A 15,909-nucleotide genomic window follows, 5' to 3' on the forward strand; every position below is an offset into this window, starting at 1 on the left:
CGGTCGTAGGCCACCACCACGCGGCGATCCAGCGCCACCACGTTATTGCCGTCGTCCCACTGTTCGCGTTCGCGCTGGTAAGCGTCGCCGCCGGTTGCCAGTGCGCGGATTTCGCTCAGACCCAGCGCCTCGCGCACCACTTCCAGCAGATGCTTGCCTTCGTGACGCTCGAAACGCACATCGCCCACCTTGTCGCCAGCGTACATGCTGGTGCAGACAATTTCGTCGACCACGTCCGGGAACACCGAGATCAGATCGATATCCAGGAAGCTGAAGACGGTGTCGAGGTGCATCGCACCGCGGCTCTTCGGCATCTGGCAGGCGATGACGCGGGTTGCGCCGCCTTCCTTACCGAGGATATTGCGCGCTACTTGTACCACAGCTTGCGGGCTGGTGCGTTCGCCCATACCGATCAGGACCACGCCGTTGCCGATCGGCATTACGTCGCCGCCTTCCAGCGTCGCCAGGCCGTAATCCTTGTCGCTGTCGCCCCACCATACGTTCACCTTGCCGGCGAAGTACGGGTGGAATTGGTAAACCGACTGCAGCAGCAGGGTTTCCTGGCGGCGAGCCGGCCAGTACATCGGGTTGAGGGTCACGCCTTCGTACATCCAGCAGCTGGTATCGCGCTGGAACAGGATATTCGGTACCGCCGGCAAGACGAAATCGGAGCGATCGAGATAGCCGCCGAACAGGCCCTTGGCGTCGAACGGCAATTCAAATTTAGCGATACCGCCGATCATATGTTCCGCGAGTTGCGCGGACGGCATTTCGTCCAGCCAAGCGCGCAGTTCCTTCTGCATGCCGATGCCGACATTGTCGGGCTTGACCTTGCGATCCAGCACCCAGGCGCGGCCGGCTTTGTCATCCATCACCTTGGCCAGCGCATCCATGAGCTCGATGACCTCGATGCCGCGCGAACGCATTTGCTCGACGAAAAAGGCGTGGTCCTGCTGGGCACGTTCGACCCAGATCACGTCGTCGAACAACATGCTGTCACAGTTGGCCGGGGTCAGCCGTTTATGGGCCAGATTGGGACGGCTGACGATTACGCTTCGCAGCTTGCCGCATTCAGAATGGACACCAAACTTGGTCATGTTGCACTCCTTGGACTTGCATCCAAATTGGTTTTGACGGTCACCGCCCGGCGACCGCTTCGCGGGGTGTGGATTGCGGCCGGCGGACACCCTGCGCGCCGGCGGGACATGCCTCTGGAGTGAGCTTCCAGCACATGTTCATGCCGTAAATATTATTAAATAATTAAACAGTAAGATAGCCAGGCATCTACGCCACCTTAGCAACCACAGGGGGTTTTCCGGGTTGATCCATCTCATATTTATGCCAAACAGATGGAAATGAAATTAAAACAATGACTCACCCGATGGCACTTGCTGCGTTGCAAAAAACCAAAAATAAGCACATGTTTTCAAAAACTTAACACCACAAACCCACCCGTCGCCTCCTATCCGCATCGCCGACACGGCGGCACACGCCCGTTTAGCAAGAAACGGGAAGTGGCGCTCATCAGGTCGCGATACCCCACAAAAAAAACGACCCGAAACAGATATTCCGGGTCGCATTTGGGCAAGACAAAAAAGCCGCGTTTTATTTGGGCAGCATGTCCTTGGAGAGGAAAAAGGCATCCGAGAAGAATTCGCTTTCCGGCAAACCTCGTTCGGTGGTGAAGCTGCGGTGCGCCGCCTCGACCATGATCGGGGCACCGCAGGCATAGACCTGATGGCCGGACAGATCGGCAAAGTCATCCAGCACGGCCTGATGCACGAAGCCGGTACGACCGCTCCAGGCATCCGCGGCACTCGCTTCGGACAGCACCGGCACATAACGGAACAAGGCCGGCTGCTCGGCCTGCCAGCGCTCTGCCAAGGCCGACAAATAAAGGTCGGGCTTGGTGCGCGCGCCCCAGTACAGCACGATCGGACGCTGGCAGCCGGTGAACAAGGCATGTTCGACGATGCCCTTGATCGGCGCAAAGCCGGTACCGCTGGCGACCAGAATGATCGGCTTATCCGAGTCCTCGCGCAGGAAGAAGGAACCCATCGGCCCCTTAAAGCGCATGATCTCGCGCTCCTTCATCTGATGGAACACGTATTCGGAAAACGAACCGCCTGGCTGGTGGCGGATGTGCAATTCGATAAAGGCATCGTCGTGCGGCGCGTTGGCGATGGAGAAACTGCGCTTCTTGCCGTCCTTCATCAAGATGTCGATATACTGGCCGGCCAGGAACTGCAGACGTTCGGACACAGGCAGTTTCAAGCGCAGCACGGCAACGTCGTGGATTTTTTCGATGCTCTCGACCCGGCAGGGCAATGTCTTGATCTGGATCTGCCCGGCGCTGGTCAATTCATTGGCCTCGATCGTGACGTCGCCCTTGGGATGCGCGCAGCAGAACAGCGAATACCCCTGCACGCGATCCTGCTCGGATAGCGCCTGCTCGGCATAACCCTCGGTACTGACTTCGCCACTCACCACCTTGCCGCGGCATGCGCCGCAGGCACCGTTGCGACAACCATACGGCAGACCGATGCCCTGGCGAAGCGCCGCTTCAAGAATGGTTTCGTGCTCTTCGACATCGAACACATGCCCACTCGGTTGCACTTTGACTTGAGATACCATCTTGCCCTTACCTTGAATTCACTAAAATATTAAGCATGCAGACACTCCTGATAGCTGGCCTGGGCGATGTGGCACGCCGGGCCATCCCCCTGCTTCGCGGCCACTGGCGCCTACTGGCGCTGACACATACCCCGGAAGCCCGGCGGCTGGCACGCGAACTGGGCGTGCGCTCGATCGCCGCCGATCTCGACCGTGCCGACAGCCTTGGCCGACTTGCCGCCCTGGCCCAGGCTATTCTGTATACCGCGCCCCCGCCATCAAGCGGAGAGCATGATCCGCGCCTGCTTAACCTATTGTCTGCGTTAAGAAAAGCCAACAGCATACCACAGCGACTGGTCTACATCAGCACTTCAGGCGTGTACGGCGACTATGGCGGCCAATGGATCGACGAGTGTGCGCCTTGCCGCCCCCGCACCGCGCGCGCGCGTCGCCGACTGGCCGCCGAAAAGCTGCTGCGCCACGCGGCTGCCTGGCCGATGACGGTGACGATTCTGCGCGCGCCCGGCATCTATGCGGAAGATCGCCTACCGCTCGACCGCCTGCGTGCCGGCACGCCTGCCGCCATTGCCGCGGACGATGGCTTCGGCAATCACATCCATGCCGATGATCTGGCAAGGCTGTGCGCGCGCGCCCTGCGTCGCAAGGGCGGCATCCGCATTTATAATGCCTGCGACGACGAACCGCTGCGCTTCGGCGACTGGTTCGATCTGCTGGCAGACCGCTTCGCCCTGCCCCGACCGCCCAGGCTGCCGCTTGCGGCGCTGTTGCAGACGCTAAGCCCGATGCAGGCGTCGTTTCTCGCCGAATCGCGTCGCATCAAGAACGACCGGCTCAAACGCGAACTGGGCGACGTACTACGCCACCGCTCGGCACGCGCGTTTCTCGCCACAACCGACGATGCCCTCGCCCTCGGCGACAAGTTTCGGTAACATCACCTGTTTTTGGATTTTTGACGGTCAATACGATGGAAAACCCGGATTTTCAACGGCATATTCGCAGCTTCGTTCTGCGGCAAGGTCATCTGTCGGCGGCGCAGAAACGCGCCATGGACGAAGGCATGCCGCGCTGGGGCATCGACTATCGGCCGGCCATGCTGAATTTGACCCAGGCATTCGGTCGCGAAGCGCCGAAGATTCTGGAAATCGGTTTCGGCATGGGCACCGCCACGGCGGAAATCGCCGAGCATAACCCCGACCGCGACTATCTGGGCATCGAGGTGCACTCGCCTGGTGTGGGTAACCTGCTCAAGCTGATCGACGAGAAAGGGCTCTCCAACTTGCGCCTGATCCGCCACGATGCGGTCGAGGTGATCGACCATATGCTGGCCGATGGTTGCTTGGACGGCATCCACATTTTCTTCCCCGACCCGTGGCCGAAGAAGCGCCATCACAAGCGCCGTTTGATCCAGTCGCCGCTGATCGCCAAATTGGCGACCAAGCTGCGCCCGGGCGGCTACCTGCATGCCGCCACGGATTGGGAAGAATACGCAGTGCAGATATTGGACGTGTTCGGCCAGGAGCCGCTGTTGGGCAATAGCGTTGCGGAAGGCTTTGCGCCGCGGCCCGACTACCGCCCGCTGACCAAGTTCGAGCTACGCGGCATTCGTCTCGGCCACGGCGTGTGGGATGTGATTTTCAAACGCCGCTAACGCCGTCTGAGCAGTCGGTCGATGTCGCCAACCACTTCGTGCGGCTCGACCGCCGGCTCGAAACGCTTCACCAAGCGCCCCTGCGGATCGATCAGAAACTTGGTGAAGTTCCACTTCACCGGCTGTGGATGGCTACTGCCCGCCTGGGTTAGCCACTGCCACAGCGGCGTCGCCCCGGCACCGTTGACCTCGCATTTGGCCATGAGCGGAAACGTCACCGCGAAGCGCGTGCGACAAAAAGAGGCGATCTCCTGATCGCTGCCTGGCTCCTGCGCGCCGAACTGATTGCAGGGAAAGGCCAATACCGTGAAGGGCTCTTGGGCGAAATGCTGCTGCAGATCCTGCAAACCAGCATATTGCTTGGTATAGCCACATTCGCTGGCGGTATTGACCACCAGCACCACTCGACCGGCATAGTACGACATCGCCTGGACATCACCACTGCCAGTCTCGGCACTGAAGTCATGGAACGTGGGCATGGGATACCTCCATCGCGTATAATTCTGTTTCCGTTATCTCAGGTCGTCTTCATGTTCAACCCAAGCCGGCAAGACGCGCGTCGCTTTTTTTTTGATATCTGGTCAAAGCACAAAGCGCAAGAAACTTTGGGAGATTTGGAGCGCCAGACGCTTGCCATCCTGATGGCCCATCCCGAATACCAGGCAATCGTCGATCATCCGGAGCAATATCTGGAACAGGAATGGCCCCCCGAACTCGGCCAGACCAACCCCTTTCTGCACATGAGTCTGCACCTGGCGATCGAGGAACAACGCTCGATCGATCAACCGTTCGGCATCCGCTCGCTTTATGCGCAGCTCGCGTTGCGCCTGGGCGACGAGCACGCGGCCCAGCATGCGATGATGGACTGCCTGGCGGAGATGATCTGGCAGGCTCAGCGCGCGCAGACGCCCCCCGACGTCAATGTCTACCTGAACGCGGTGCGTGCTCGCTTAGGGTTGAGCGCGGAAGACACGCCGCGCCCGCGGCTGGATGAGCTCTGACAGGCGTTAAACCACCAGGTTGCGTGGCTCGCCGGCTAGGAAGGCCGCCACATTGTCGACCACCTGGCGAGCAAGCCGGGTCATCGCCTGCTGACTGGCCCAGGCCACATGCGGCGTCACGATCAGATTGGACAGCTGGCAAACCGGCAGTTCGGCATCCGGGATCGGCGGCTCCTGACTCAATACATCCAGCCCGGCACCACCCAGGCGGCCACTACACAATGCCGCCAGCAGAGCCGGCTCGTCCACCAGTTCGCCGCGTGCGGTATTGATCAGGATCGCGCCGGGCTTCATCGCCGCAAACTCCGCCGCCCCGATCAAGCCACGGGTTTCCGGCGTCAGCATGCAGTGCAGCGACAGCGCATCGGCGCGCGAAAGCCCTTCCTCGAAGGTACAGAACCCCGCCCGCGGCGTGCCGCGCCCCCGGCGTTCGGCGAATTGCACGTTCATGCCGAAAGCGCGCGCCCGGGTAGCCAGCGCTTGACCGATGCCGCCCGACCCCACAATCACTAGGCAACTTCCGGCCAGATCGCGCAGCGGTGCGTCATACAGGCAGAACTGGCGCGACTGCGACCACTCGCCGTTACGCACCGACTGCAAGTAGTGCGGCAGATTGCGAAACAGCGCCAACAGCAGCATGAAAGCATGCTCGGCGACCGTCTCGTCGCCGTAATGGCGGACGTTGCACACCGAAATACCGAGATCGTGGCAGGCGCCCAGGTCGACGTTATTGACCCCAGTGGCCGCCACGGCGATCAATTTCAACCGGGGCAATTGCTGCAATAGCTCGCGCCCCAGCCGAACCTTGTTGACGATCAGCACCTCGGCGTCGATGCAACGCGAGAGCAGCGCCTCGGGCGCAGTTTCCTCATAGTCGATCAGTTGATGCGGGAAAGGAAAATCGGGCAGCGGAACCGGCAGACTGTTCCGATCGAGAAAAACCATCCGAGTGGTCATACACCTACACCTCAGGGCGGGCGGCCCGCCCCGAGGGCGTGACCACCGTCAATGTTCGTAAGAGACCGTATCGCGATAGACGTGCCAGGTGGCCAAGCCGATGATCGGCATAACGATCAGCAGGCCGACAAAATAAGTCAAGAGTCCCAGACCGGTCAGCCCCACGATGATAGCGGCCCACAATGCCATTGTCTTGGGGTTCTTTTGCACCACCATGAAACTGGTGATCATGGCGGTCACCGTATCGACATCCTTATCCAGCATCATCGGCACCGCAATGGCACTGGCCACGAACGTCACCAAGGCGAACAGAAAACCGGAAGCAAAATAGACCAGCAGGAAAACCAGATTCTGCGGATCGAACAACTCCGTCAGGATATCGCCTAGCGACGGCAGCGCCGTATAGTCGAAGAACAACGCGAACACCAGTAGCGACACACGGAACCAGGTAAACGCCATCACCGCTAGCAAGGCTGCGTAAAGGGTAAAACCCTGAATGTTGCCGCGCCAGGCCACCAAACTATGGCGCAGCGCGACGCGTTCATGTCGTTTCACCCCTTCGCGCTGGCGTGCCAGATCATACAGGCCAATGGCCAGGAAAGGGCCGGCCAGCAGAAACAGCGTGGACAACGCGAGCATGTAGGCTGGCGAAGTGGTGAAGTAGTAGGTCAGGATATAGCCCATCAGCACGAACAATGCGCCGTAGAACAACGAATCGGCTGGCGCGCGGCGGATATCCTCGATCGCCTGGGCGAGCCAGAAGCGAATGCGGCTTGGCGCCACTTGGCGAATGACGATGTGTTCGGTTACGGAATCATGAATCAGGTCCATGGCACCTCCGGGGTTGGCAATCCTCAACTGAGAACGACTCTCTGTATCATTCTTATAACCCCGCAGCCGGAAAAACAACCCGGAAAATTCATCATGCGGACTATCGCCTGCTACAATCCGCATCGCAGATTCAACATCATTTGGAAACGACATGAGCACAGAACTGATCATCGAAGACATCGCGGTTGGCGAAGGCGAGGAAGCTACCCCGGGCAAGGAAGTCACCGTTCACTACACCGGCTGGCTGCTCGACGGCGCCAAGTTCGATTCCAGTAAGGATCGCTTCCAGCCGTTCACCTTCCCGCTCGGCGCAGGCCATGTCATCAAGGGCTGGGATCAAGGTGTTGTCGGCATGAAGGTCGGCGGCGTGCGTAAACTGACGATTCCGGCCGAATTGGGCTACGGTGCGCGCGGCGCGGGCGGCGTGATTCCGCCCAATGCCGTGCTGGTTTTCGAAGTGGAGTTGCTACAAGTCGATTGAGCGGTGCGAACCGTCTCGACTCACTCGTCGCCCGCTTTGGCGGGCGATGTCATTTTGGCGGTGCGCGCCACACGCTTCTTGCGCGCGCGCCGAATCAGATAGATGCCGAGCAACACCGCGGCCACGGCCAGGGTCAGGATACTGGCTTGCCCGCGATGGATCCAGGTCAGCAATACGTCGCGATTGGCGGCGCCGAAGTAGCCCATATAGACCCAGAGCGGCACGGAAATCAGCGCGGCCAAGCCGTCGAGCAGCAGGAATCGCCAGTAAGGCACACGGCGCGTCATACCGGCGGTAATGAAAATCGGCGAGCGCAAACCGGGCAGGAAGCGGGCGACAAACAGCACCCAGTGGCCATAACGGCTAAACTGCTGCTGTACGCCGCGAAAGCGCGCCGGCGTTAAAATGCGGGCGATAGGCTTGAACTTCAGCACACGCTTGCCGAGCTTGCGACCGAGGAAAAACATGGCACCGTCGCCGACCAATACGCCCAGCATGCCGATAACGAACATGGTGTGAACGTCGGTATAGCCGAGGCCGGAAATGATGCCACCCGCCACAAGCGTGATATCCTCGGGAATCGGTACGCCGAAGCCGCACAACAACAGCACCGTGAACACGGCCAAATAGCCGTAGCCGGTAAAGAAGTCGATCAGAATCTGAAGAATATCCATCTACCGTTGCCTGACTCCGCCCTCATACCAAGAAAATGCTGATGGACAATGCCCCAGCGAGGCAAGAGCGGAATATAATAACACACCTCTTGAGACCATATCCCGAACATGACTCGCCCCATCCGCGTTGAGATCGATCTCTCCGCCATCAAACACAATTACCGTCAATCGCGCAACAAAGCCTTGGGTAGCCTTGCCTATGCCGTCATCAAGGCCAATGCCTACGGCCACGGCTCGCTGGAAGTTGCGCAAACCCTGGCCGACGAAGCCGACGGCTTCGCCATGCTGAATCTCGAAGACGCCCTGGCGCTGCGCAAGGCCGGCATCCGCCAACCGCTGACTCTGTTGGAAGGCCCGTTCGAGAAGCAGGAAACCCTGCTGATGGCCGCCCACGGCATCGCCGGCGCCATCCATAGCGAACATCAACTCGCCTGGCTGGCGGACGGCCATTTCAAGCACGGCGCCTTCGACGCCTGGCTTAAGGTCAACAGCGGCATGAACCGCCTGGGATTCCAGCCGCGCCAAGTCCGCCTGGCCGCGCAACAACTGCGCAATATGCAAGACGTCACGCTCAGCACCGTGATGACCCACTTCGCCAGCGCCGACGACGAGCGCGGCGTGGCAGACCAATGGCAACGTTTCGAGCCGATCGCCCGCGAAACCGGCCTACCGATCAGCGCCGCCAACTCCGCCGCGGTATTCCGCTACCCGCATACGCATTGCGAACGCATCCGACCGGGGATTACGCTCTACGGTTGCTCGCCGTTCGAAGGCCAGACCGGCCGCGATCTCGGGCTGATTCCGGCCATGACCCTGTCGGCCGACATCATTGCCGTGCAGCACCTGCAACCGGGCGATAACGTCGGCTATGGCTGCTGCTACACCGCCGACAAACCGATCCGGCTCGGCATCGTGGCCTGCGGCTATGCCGACGGCTATCCGCGCAGTGCGCCCAACGGCACGCCGGTCAGTATCGGCGGCGTGCGATCGGGTACCGTCGGCCGCGTGTCGATGGACATGTTGGCGGTAGACCTGACGCACATCGAGCATGCCGGCATCGGTAGCCGTGTGGTGCTGTGGGGTGCGGAGGTGCCATTGGAAAACGTCGCCGCCTCGGTCGGCACGATCGCCTACGAATTGATGTGCGGCGTCACCCTGCGCGTCCCGAAGCTCTATCGGTAATGCTGCGCGCGAAGCAATGCGGCGCATCCGCGCCGCATTGCTTGCTATTTTCCTTCAATCGCGCCGGCGATCGCTCGCGCCCATTTTTCGGCCAGATCGGCCGCGTCGGCTTCGACCATCACGCGCACGACCGGCTCGGTGCCGCTAGGACGCAGCACCACTCGGCCATGGCCATCCAATGCCCGCTCTGCCTGCTCTAGCATACTTTGTGCGGCCCGTTTCCAGTCCTGTCCGTTCAGACGAACATTGATCAACGTTTGCGGGAACGGCTGCCAATCGCCGCAGACGCAAGCCAGATCGGCCGACAACTCATGCAGACTGTCGAGCACCTGCAACGCGGAGATGATGCCGTCGCCAGTGCTATGCTTATCGAGGCATAGAATGTGGCCGGACGCCTCGCCGCCCACTTGCCAGCCGTTGGCATGCAGCATTTCCAATACATAGCGGTCGCCGACCTTGGCGCGTCCGAACTCGACGCCCTGACGCTTCAACGCCAGTTCCATGCCCATATTGGTCATGACGGTGCCGACGATGCCGCCCTTGAGCTCGCCACGCGCAACGCGCGCCTTGGCGATCACGTAAATCAACTGGTCGCCGTCGTACACCCGGCCATGGCGGTCGACCATCATCAGACGGTCGCCGTCGCCGTCGAGCGCGATGCCGTAATCCGCCTCGTGCTGCAGCACGGCGGCCTGCAGCGTCTTAGTATGGGTGGCGCCGACTTTGTCGTTGATGTTGTAACCGTTGGGATCGCCGCCGATGACGATGACCTCGGCGCCCAGCTCGTGGAATACCTTGGGAGCGATGTGGTAGGTGGCGCCGTGGGCACAGTCGACCACCAGCTTCAGCCCCTTCAGATTACGGTCGTTGGGGAAGCTGCTCTTGCAGAATTCGATATAGCGTTCAGCCGCGCCCTCGATGCGACGCGCACGTCCCAGGCCGGTGGACGGCTTGGTCTCCAGCGGTTCGTCCAGCATCGCCTCGATTTCCAGTTCGATCTTATCGTCGAGTTTGATGCCACCCTCGGCGAAAAATTTGATGCCGTTATCGTGGAAAGGGTTGTGCGATGCCGAAATCATCACCCCGGCCGACAAGCGCAGCGCGCGCGTCAGGTAGGCGATGCCCGGCGTCGGCAGCGGACCGGTCAGCAGAACGTTGACGCCGGCCGCGGTAAAGCCGGCTTGCAGCGCGGCTTCCAGCATATAGCCGGAAATGCGCGTGTCCTTGCCGATCAGCACGGTCGGGTGCTGATCGCGATCATGATTGACCAATACGCGACCGGCGGCATAGCCCAGCTTGAGGACGAACTCGGGCGTGATCGGAAATTGTCCCACCTCGCCACGCACGCCATCGGTACCAAAATATTTACGAGACATTAGTATCCATCCTGCTCTGTAGATGATTCTTGCAACGCCGCCAGCACCTGTAGCGCTTGGCGTGTCGCCTTGACGTCATGCACCCGGATCACCGCCGCACCGCGCCGCGCCGCCTCCAGCGCCGCGGCCACGCTGGCGCCAAGGCGCTCGGCGGCCACCTGTTCGCCGGTAATGGCGCCCAGCATCGACTTGCGCGACAGCCCCACCAATAGCGGGACACCGGCGCGCGCCGCAATAGCCGGCAAGGCGGCCAGCAGCGCCAGATTGTGAGCCAGGGTCTTGCCGAAACCGAAACCCGGATCGGCCAGCAGCCGCTCGTGCGCGATACCCGCATCGAGGCACAGCGACACGCGGCGCCGCAAATAATCGCCGACCTCGGTCACGACGTCCTGGTAGCTTGGATCGTGCTGCATACTATCGGGGTTGCCCTGCTTGTGCATCAGGCAGATTCCGGCCTGGCAATCGTGCATCAGTGCCAGGGCGCCCTGGTCTTCCAGCGCCGACACGTCGTTGATCAGATCGACGCCGATGGCCAACGCGGCGCGCATCACCTCGCTACGCCGAGTATCCAGCGATAAGGGCACCGGCGCGCCCGACAGCCGCTCGAGCACCGGCAGAACCCGATCCATCTCTTCCTGCGGGCTAACGAACGGGGCATTGGGGCGTGTCGACTCGCCGCCGATATCCAGTAAATCGGCCCCCTCCTCCAGTAGACGCTCTGCTTGCGCCAACGCGGCGTCGAGCGTGCGGTAGCGTCCACCGTCGGAAAACGAATCCGGCGTGACGTTGAGAATGCCCATCACCTGGGGGCGGGACAGATCAAGTCGAAAACGGCCGCATTGCATCATGGTCGAGGTACAAATGGAAAGGCTGGCAGGAAAACCCGCCAGCCGGTTGGATGAAGTATCAGGAAGCGGCAGGAGCTAGATCGCCCAATGGCGGCGGATTGTCCTGCTTGGCAAGACCTGCCATGCCTTGCGGCGGTGTGGGCGCTTCGCCTGCCATGATCTGATTGATCTGGCCGGCATCGATGGTTTCCCACTCCAGGAGCGCGGCGGTCATCGCCTCGACCTTGTCGCGATTCTGTTCCAACAGCGAACGCGCCAGACCGTACTGTTCGTCGATGACGCGGCGGATTTCTTGATCCACCAGCTGCATCGTGGCTTCGGACAGGTTCTTGTGGGTGGTGATCGAACGGCCGAGGAACACTTCGCCCTCGTTCTCGCCGTACACCATCGGACCAAGGCGATCGGACATCCCGTAGCGGGTCACCATGTCGCGTGCCATCTGCGTGGCGCGTTCGAAGTCGTTCGAGGCCCCGGTGGTCATTTGATTCATGAACAACTCTTCGGCGATACGACCGCCGAACAGGATGGCGATACGATTGAGCAGATATTGACGATCGTACGCGTAGCGGTCTTCTTCCGGCAGTTGCATCGTCAAGCCAAGCGCGCGGCCACGCGGAATGATGGTGACTTTATGCACCGGATCGGTCTTGGGCAGCATCTTGGCCACCACGGCATGGCCGGACTCATGGTAAGCGGTGTTGCGCTTTTCGTCCTCGCTCATGACCATCGACTTGCGCTCGGCGCCCATCATGATCTTGTCCTTGGCGGCCTCGAAGTCTTCCATATCCACCAGGCGCTTGTTGCGGCGAGCGGCAAACAGCGCGGCCTCGTTGACCAGGTTGGCCAGATCGGCACCGGAGAAGCCCGGCGTGCCGCGCGCGATGATGGCGGCTTCGACGTCGGCGGCGAACGGCACCTTGCGCATGTGAACCGACAGGATCTGCTCGCGACCGCGGATATCCGGCAGCGGCACCACCACCTGGCGGTCGAAACGACCCGGGCGTTGCAACGCCGGATCCAGTACATCCGGGCGGTTGGTGGCGGCAATCACGATCACCGTGGTGTTGGTGTCGAAACCATCCATCTCGACCAGCAGCTGGTTCAACGTCTGCTCGCGCTCGTCGTTGCCGCCGCCGAGACCGGCGCCACGCTGGCGACCGACAGCGTCGATTTCGTCGATGAAGATGATGCAGGGCGAACTCTTCTTGGCCTGTTCGAACATGTCGCGCACACGGGCGGCACCGACACCGACGAACATTTCAACGAAGTCCGAACCGGAAATGCTGAAGAACGGCACCTTGGCTTCGCCGGCGATGGCCTTGGCCAGCAGGGTCTTACCGGTACCCGGGCTGCCGCACAGCAAGATGCCGCGCGGAATGCGTCCACCGAGGCTCTGGTAGCGGCTCGGGTCGCGCAGGTAATCGACGATTTCCTTCACCTCTTCCTTGGCCTCGTCGCAACCGGCAACGTCGGCGAAGGTCACGGTGTTGCTATCCTGATCCAGCATGCGCGCCTTGCTCTTGCCGAACGAGAACGCACCGCCCTTGCCCCCGCCCTGCATCTGGCGCATGAAGAACACCCACACGCCAATCAACAGCAGCATCGGGAACCAACTGATGAAGATATTCATCAGCATGCTCGGCTCTTCTTCCGGCTTGGCGGCGAAGCGCACGTTATTCTTGATCAGATCGTCGACCAGTTGCGGATCATAGGGCGCGTAGGTCGTGAAGGTCGAGCCATCGGTACGCTTGCCCTTGAGCCACTGGCCGCGTAGCGGGTTGCCCTCGATGGTCAGCGTCGTGACCTTGCCGGACTCGACATCGCTAATGAACTGGGAATAGACAACCAGATCCTGCGTTTCCTGCTTTTTGTTGAGCTGATTGAAAACCGTCATCAGCACAACACCAATGATGATCCAGATGGCGATATTTTTGCCGATATTGTTCACTAGCGCGGACTCCTCTGTGCCCTACTTGCTGGTTTCCGATTGATTCGGATTGTAACTCCCGGCGCGTCCGATGTCAGCGTAGACCCTGTCAGAAAGCCGCAGGTTCATCGCCACCGGGCTTTTGCCCGCATGCGGGCGCTTGCGCAAACATCACACGACATACCGGAAAAATACTCTGCTTTGGCATATGGGGTTGGGGCAAGCAAATTGCAAGCACCGGTTCAATCTGGTTTCGTAGCGCACCGTTTGGGCTGCGGCGGCAATCAGCGCCGCCCCTTGCCCAGCAGGTAAACCTCCGTCGAGCGATCACGCGACGCTTTCGGCTTGCGGGTCACCACCTCGGCGAACAGCTCGCGCATCGCCTTCATGTAGGCTTGGAACTCGCTACCCTGGAAGACCTTGACCAAGAAATGCCCCCCTGGCTTGAGATGATCGCGCGCAAATTCGAGCGCCAGTTCGTTCAGCAGAAAACTGCGCGCCTGGTCGATGCTGCTCATGCCCGAAATATTCGGCGCCATATCGGAGATCACCAGATCGAGCTCGCGCCCACCCAACAGCGTGACGAACTGCGCGAGCACTTCGTCCTCGCGGAAGTCGCCCTGGATGAAATCCACCCCTGCCACCGGATCCATCGGCAAAATATCCAGCGCGAATACGCGCCCATGGTCGCCCACGATCCGTGCCGCCACTTGCGACCAACTACCCGGGGCGCTGCCCAGATCGGCCAACACCGTACCCGCCCGTATCAACTTGTCCTTCTCGTTGATCTCAAGCAGTTTATACGCCGCGCGGGCTCGGTAGCCGTCTTTCTGTGCCATATGCACATAGTGATCGTTGACATGTTCCTGCAACCAAGCGTTGCTGGATTTGCTTCGTTTCATAACCGGATAACTCTTCCGCAGAGGTTCTTAATTCTAGTAAAATCCCCTTTTAGTCAGGATTTTACCCACACATGAAAATCGAACTCGCCCCCTTTGAGCGCCAATATCTCAAGGGACTGGCCCATGGTATCGACCCGGTCGTGATGATCGGCAACCAGGGCCTATCCGAATCGGTGATGCGCGAAATCGCCGTCAACCTGGATGCTCACGAACTGATCAAGATCCGCGTCCTGGGCGACGACCGCGATGTGCGCCTCGCCATGTACGAGCAGATCTGCGACGAGCTGGGTGCCGCACCGGTGCAGCATATCGGCAAACTGCTGGTCGTGTGGCGTCCGTCCGACAAGCAGCGCATCGTGCTGCCGAAAAGCAAGAAGGCGCTGAAAGCAGCGCCTTGATCCACAAGGGGCCCCAAGGGGCCCTTTATCATTTCCCGCCGTCCGCTTTCACCACGAACACCAGGCCCATCAGGCTCTGCAATAGATAGATCAGGCTGGAAATCGCGTGCCAGGTTCCGAAACCGCCGCCGAACAACCCCTCGGCGGCGTGGTTCATGTGCTGCTTGAGGTTGGCGATGATCGGCGATACGGCGAACTGATTGATCACCGTGCACACCAGCATGGCGAACACCAGCCAGAACGCGGCGCTTTTCAGACCGCGCACCCCTTCGCGCCAAATGATGTGCACCAGCAGGAAGGTGCCGCACACGAGTCCGACCCAGGCGATCGACTGGAATAGCCGGCCGGCCACCATGCCGGCGGACGTGCGATCCAATAGGGCAAACAAGGCCGGCGTCACCAGAATGCCGATTGCCCACATGCCGCCGATCCAGAAGGTTTTGGCTACTGCCCTCAAGCCGTCCATGGCCGCCTCCGCGTCAAATGTACTTCACGTCCAGCACTTCATATTCGCGAACGCCGCCGGGCGCCATCACCTCGGCCACGTCACCGGCTTCCTTGCCGATCAAGGCACGGGCAATCGGCGAATTAACCGAAACCTTGGCGAGCTTGATGTCGGCTTCGTCGTCGCCGACGATTTGGTAGGCGACCTCGTCCTCGGTTTCCAGGTCCATCAACGCCACAGTGGCGCCAAACACGATACGGCCTTCGGCATCCAACAGCGTCGGATCGATGACCTGAGCATTCGATAGCTTGCTTTCCAGATCGGCGATACGGCCCTCGACGAATGCCTGGCGCTCCTTGGCGGCGTCGTATTCGGCATTCTCCGACAAGTCGCCGTGCGAACGCGCTTCTGCGATGGCCTCGATCACGGCGGGGCGCTCGATACTCTTCAGGCGTTGCAGCTCATCTTTCAGCATTTCAGCGCCGCGCACAGTCAGCGGGACTTTACTCATTCTTTACTCTCCAGCGGCGGAATGCCCGCCATCATCAAAAACACAAGCCGCCGTACGGGACGGCGGCTTGGCTTGCTTCACTTTTCACGACGAT

18 protein-coding genes are annotated in these 15,909 nt (G+C 60.6%); 6 read left to right on the forward strand and 12 right to left on the reverse strand.

Translation table 11 applies throughout. The features are described from left to right. Window positions 1–1,097 (reverse strand): arginine deiminase (locus DFP86_RS18505; RefSeq protein WP_133684081.1); only part of this gene is annotated, 1,097 nt, incomplete at its 3' end. A 508-nt stretch (window positions 1,098–1,605) separates the two neighbouring features. After that, entirely contained in the window at window positions 1,606–2,634 is a 1,029-nt protein-coding gene (locus DFP86_RS18510; RefSeq protein WP_133684084.1) for a CDP-6-deoxy-delta-3,4-glucoseen reductase, read from the reverse strand. Window positions 2,635–2,669: 35 nt separating this feature from the next. Between DFP86_RS18510 and DFP86_RS18515 the strand changes: the two genes are divergently transcribed. After that, a complete protein-coding gene (locus DFP86_RS18515; protein ID WP_133684086.1) occupies window positions 2,670–3,563 on the forward strand; it encodes an NAD-dependent epimerase/dehydratase family protein in 894 nt (297 codons plus the stop codon). A gap of 35 nt (window positions 3,564–3,598) precedes the next feature. Beyond that, window positions 3,599–4,282, forward strand: coding sequence for a tRNA (guanosine(46)-N7)-methyltransferase TrmB (trmB, locus tag DFP86_RS18520; RefSeq protein ID WP_133684088.1), 684 nt, complete (start codon window positions 3,599–3,601; stop codon window positions 4,280–4,282). Here trmB and DFP86_RS18525 read toward each other — a convergent pair. Further along, window positions 4,279–4,761: a glutathione peroxidase gene (locus DFP86_RS18525; protein WP_133684090.1), complete on the reverse strand. Its 483-nt coding sequence runs from the start codon at window positions 4,759–4,761 to the stop codon at window positions 4,279–4,281. The two genes, trmB and DFP86_RS18525, sit on opposite strands and share 4 nt — an antisense overlap. 51 nt (window positions 4,762–4,812) lie before the next feature. On the opposite strand from DFP86_RS18525, the gene DFP86_RS18530 reads away from it, so the two are divergent. After that, on the forward strand, window positions 4,813–5,283 hold the full coding sequence (locus DFP86_RS18530) for a DUF1841 family protein (RefSeq protein WP_133684092.1): 471 nt from the start codon (window positions 4,813–4,815) through the stop codon (window positions 5,281–5,283). Between the two features lie 6 nt (window positions 5,284–5,289). Here DFP86_RS18530 and DFP86_RS18535 read toward each other — a convergent pair whose 3' ends face one another. Next, a complete protein-coding gene (locus DFP86_RS18535; RefSeq protein WP_133684094.1) occupies window positions 5,290–6,240 on the reverse strand; it encodes a D-2-hydroxyacid dehydrogenase in 951 nt (316 codons plus the stop codon). A 48-nt stretch (window positions 6,241–6,288) separates the two neighbouring features. Then, on the reverse strand, window positions 6,289–7,071 hold the full coding sequence (locus tag DFP86_RS18540; RefSeq protein ID WP_133684096.1) for a DUF2189 domain-containing protein: 783 nt from the start codon (window positions 7,069–7,071) through the stop codon (window positions 6,289–6,291). Window positions 7,072–7,222: 151 nt separating this feature from the next. On the opposite strand from DFP86_RS18540, the gene DFP86_RS18545 reads away from it, so the two are divergent. Continuing rightward, window positions 7,223–7,552 carry an FKBP-type peptidyl-prolyl cis-trans isomerase gene (locus DFP86_RS18545; RefSeq protein ID WP_133684098.1) on the forward strand — a complete coding sequence of 110 codons (330 nt, stop codon included), beginning with the start codon at window positions 7,223–7,225 and terminating at the stop codon, window positions 7,550–7,552. A 20-nt stretch (window positions 7,553–7,572) separates the two neighbouring features. Here the strand turns inward: DFP86_RS18545 and DFP86_RS18550 are convergent, their stop codons facing one another. Continuing rightward, window positions 7,573–8,226: a DedA family protein gene (locus DFP86_RS18550; protein WP_133684100.1), complete on the reverse strand. Its 654-nt coding sequence runs from the start codon at window positions 8,224–8,226 to the stop codon at window positions 7,573–7,575. Window positions 8,227–8,334: 108 nt separating this feature from the next. Between DFP86_RS18550 and alr the strand changes: the two genes are divergently transcribed. Then, the gene (gene alr / locus DFP86_RS18555; protein WP_133684102.1) at window positions 8,335–9,408 is read left to right on the forward strand and encodes an alanine racemase; all 1,074 of its coding nucleotides are present in this window, start codon (window positions 8,335–8,337) and stop codon (window positions 9,406–9,408) included. 44 nt (window positions 9,409–9,452) lie between these two features. On the opposite strand, the gene glmM is transcribed toward alr, so the two are convergent. The 4 genes from glmM to rlmE all read right to left on the reverse strand — a co-directional run bounded on the left by glmM (window position 9,453) and on the right by rlmE (window position 14,461). Further along, window positions 9,453–10,784, reverse strand: a complete 1,332-nt coding sequence (glmM, locus tag DFP86_RS18560; protein WP_133684104.1) for a phosphoglucosamine mutase — start codon at window positions 10,782–10,784, stop codon at window positions 9,453–9,455. Next, window positions 10,784–11,632, reverse strand: a complete 849-nt coding sequence (gene folP / locus DFP86_RS18565; RefSeq protein WP_133684106.1) for a dihydropteroate synthase — start codon at window positions 11,630–11,632, stop codon at window positions 10,784–10,786. Before folP ends, glmM begins: the two co-directional genes overlap by 1 nt. A 58-nt stretch (window positions 11,633–11,690) precedes the next feature. Beyond that, the gene (ftsH, locus tag DFP86_RS18570) at window positions 11,691–13,580 is read right to left on the reverse strand and encodes an ATP-dependent zinc metalloprotease FtsH (protein WP_133684108.1); all 1,890 of its coding nucleotides are present in this window, start codon (window positions 13,578–13,580) and stop codon (window positions 11,691–11,693) included. A gap of 263 nt (window positions 13,581–13,843) precedes the next feature. Next, entirely contained in the window at window positions 13,844–14,461 is a 618-nt protein-coding gene (gene rlmE / locus DFP86_RS18575; RefSeq protein WP_133684110.1) for a 23S rRNA (uridine(2552)-2'-O)-methyltransferase RlmE, read from the reverse strand. A 71-nt stretch (window positions 14,462–14,532) separates the two neighbouring features. On the opposite strand from rlmE, the gene DFP86_RS18580 reads away from it, so the two are divergent. Continuing rightward, entirely contained in the window at window positions 14,533–14,859 is a 327-nt protein-coding gene (locus tag DFP86_RS18580) for a YhbY family RNA-binding protein (RefSeq protein WP_133684112.1), read from the forward strand. A 28-nt stretch (window positions 14,860–14,887) separates the two neighbouring features. Here the strand turns inward: DFP86_RS18580 and DFP86_RS18585 are convergent, their stop codons facing one another. Together DFP86_RS18585 and greA are read right to left on the reverse strand one after the other, a co-directional pair. Then, entirely contained in the window at window positions 14,888–15,325 is a 438-nt protein-coding gene (locus DFP86_RS18585) for a DUF4149 domain-containing protein (RefSeq protein ID WP_133684114.1), read from the reverse strand. Window positions 15,326–15,338: 13 nt separating this feature from the next. Then, window positions 15,339–15,815, reverse strand: a complete 477-nt coding sequence (greA, locus tag DFP86_RS18590; RefSeq protein ID WP_133684116.1) for a transcription elongation factor GreA — start codon at window positions 15,813–15,815, stop codon at window positions 15,339–15,341. Between the last annotated feature and the right edge of the window lie 94 nt (window positions 15,816–15,909).

Origin of the sequence: Paludibacterium purpuratum, assembly GCF_004363805.1 — a bacterium.
Taxonomy (GTDB): domain Bacteria; phylum Pseudomonadota; class Gammaproteobacteria; order Burkholderiales; family Chromobacteriaceae; genus Paludibacterium; species Paludibacterium purpuratum.